The following is a 2,082-nucleotide window of genomic DNA, read 5'->3' as shown; positions in this document are numbered from 1 at the left end:
GACCGCCACACCCGTGGCGCCCGCCGCGGCGCAACGCCCAGGCTAGTGACCTCCGTTCGCGAGGAGCAGGACACCGAAGTAGCGAACATGACAGGTCTGATTGGTACTTGAGGAGGAGGCGTACTACCCCTCCTCCCGCTGGAGGTCATGGGAAAAGCTTCCGCGCTCTTGGAAATGATCTCCGAGGGCGCGGACTGAAGGCTGCCGTCGCCCCGGCGGTCGATGACGCATTCCCCGGCATCGAGGATGAGCTGGGCAGTATGGCCGCGTGCCGGCTGACCTGCCGCTCCCGGGCGACCCACTACCGCCGGCTGCGGCCGACGCCCCCGCCAGAGCCCCGCTCGCCGCAGGTTCAGCCGTCGGCTCTGACGCCCGAAGAGCGGTCTGCGGTCCTGCAGTTGATGAACTGCGACGAGTGCGCCGAGATGGCGCCCGCGCGGAGCTGGGCCCGCGAGCTGGATGCCGGGCGCAACCCCGTAGGACTACCCGAAGCGGGGGTGGGGCCGGGCGGGTAGAACCCCCCGTTGTCCCGCGATGCCCCCGCGGCAACCCTGGGACCAGTCGGTGCGACCGGTCGCGACGCCGGGTACGGCCCCGGAACGCCCCACGCACACCCCGCGTCGAGCCGCGCTCCGTCGGCCCTGTGCACGAAGTCGCCTGGGGAACCCCGCCGGTCCTCCGTGCCACTTCTCACAGGAAGACACACATGAAATCAGCAAGCAGACCTGGGCGCCTCGCGCTGGCCCTGATCGGAACGTTCGCCGCGGTCGTCACACCGCTGACCGCGGCCGCTCCGGCATGGGCCGGCTCACCCGCAGGCCCGGTGTCGGAGGTGTCGTCCCCCAACACGGTGTCGACGACCATCAGTCAGGCGGACTGGGCGAAACTCAACCAAGTTGCGGAAGATCATTCTGGGCTCGGAATCTCGGATTCTGGTGCGGTGTTGCGCCTTCCCGCTGGCACCACGGCCGCCGAGAAGGCCGAGGCCGAGGCCAAGCTACCGACGGACACCGGAACGGTCGTCGACATCAGCAGATTCAGCCAGAAGAAACTGGACCAGATCCAGGACAAGGTGACCGCGCGAGACTGGGACTCCGACGCGGACAAGTACGGCGTGGCGACCTCCTATGACGCGGCGACGGACAAGATGACCGTCTACACCGACGCGCCGGAATCCGTCACGAAGTCGTTGCGCGACTCCTATCCGGGTGATCTCGAATTCCGGCATGCGCGCCTGGAAGAACAGAAGACCCGGTTCGGCGACGCCCAGCCGTTCTGGGGCGGATCCGCGCTGACCGGGGATGGGATCAAGTGCACGGCCGGGGTCACCGTCACGGACCCCGCGACCGAGCACACGTACCTCACCACAGCGGGTCACTGCTACTCCAACCTGACTCATGTGTACAGCCGGGGGCAGAACGGCCACGCGGGCAACTGGGTCGGGCAGGTCACGCGTCGGGACCGGAACATCGACACCGAGCTGATGTATGCAGATTCGGCCAGTGCGTATGGCGCTCACCTGTTCGACGGCGGATTGCCCAGCAGCGGATCGTCGGTGTTCGTCCACGGGACGTCGGCTCCGCGACTCAATACCAAGGTGTGCGTGAGCGGATCCGTGTCGCTCAACCACTGCGGCCACCCGATCATCAGGGATCGCTACAGCATCTGCTACGGGAGCGGCGACTGCATCAAGTACGGGCAAGCCTTCGTCTACGCCCGAGGCGGGACGAACCCCCCGAACTACGACAACGGCCAGATCACGCAGCCGGGTGACTCAGGCGCCCCGATCTACAGGACGGACCACACCGGGGCGGCGGCCTGGATCGTCGGCCTTCATTCGGGAGTCGACTACGTGCCCGGGGACCACCACTGCTCCTGCTATGTCAAGGTCATGGTCGGTGTGAACATCATGGCGGTCGAGCAGGGCCTCCATGTCGAGGTCGACGCCCTGTGAGTGCCTGACCCCGGGCCGGTGAGTGGTCTCCCGCGCACCGGTCGTGGGGGGGGGGGGGGGGGGGGGGGGGGGCGCGCGCCCCGCCCCCCCCCCCCCCCCCCCCCCCCCCCCGCGCCGCCGCGGGGCCG

At 68.6% G+C, this 2,082-nt stretch carries 1 protein-coding gene; it reads left to right on the top strand.

The annotated features are described in order from the left end of the window. The first annotated feature begins 943 nt into the window (after positions 1 to 943). Complete coding sequence (locus ACIBTS_RS49330; protein WP_399328551.1) at positions 944 to 1,954, top strand: hypothetical protein; 1,011 nt, start codon at positions 944 to 946, stop codon at positions 1,952 to 1,954. Positions 1,955 to 2,082: the final 128 nt, after the last annotated feature.

Origin of the sequence: Streptomyces sp. NPDC050121 (assembly GCF_044460385.1) — a bacterium.
GTDB lineage: Bacteria > Actinomycetota > Actinomycetes > Streptomycetales > Streptomycetaceae > Streptomyces > Streptomyces soliscabiei.
The sequence above is the reverse complement of the archived record's forward strand: the minus strand, read 5'-3'. Positions and strand labels throughout refer to the sequence as shown.